Annotated in this window: 1 protein-coding gene; it reads left to right on the top strand. The window is 65.9% G+C overall.

The features are described from left to right. Positions 1-246 (top strand): hypothetical protein (locus SB754_RS22265; RefSeq protein WP_410784457.1); only part of this gene is annotated, 246 nt, incomplete at both ends.

Genomic DNA, 246 nt, shown 5'->3' with positions numbered 1-246 from the left:
CCATCCTGGTTTCCCTGGCGGCCATAGGCCTGGCGCTTTGCACGCTGATGTACGCGCCGGCAGGCGAGCGGGCGGTATGGGCCGCCGTCGTCGGGCTGCCCATGGCCGGCCTGCTTCTTGGCCTGATGGCCAACATGTGGTCTGTCCCCTTCTTCGGCGAACTCGCCCAGGGACTAAACGTGTATCGTCTGGGCGCCTTGGTAATGCCCTTTGCCGTCATGGGGGTCCTGCTTCCGGTGTTCCGGC

Origin of the sequence: Leifsonia sp. SIMBA_070 (assembly GCF_046534635.1) — a bacterium.
Taxonomy (GTDB): domain Bacteria; phylum Actinomycetota; class Actinomycetes; order Actinomycetales; family Microbacteriaceae; genus Leifsonia.
The sequence above is the reverse complement of the archived record's forward strand: the minus strand, read 5'-3'. Positions and strand labels throughout refer to the sequence as shown.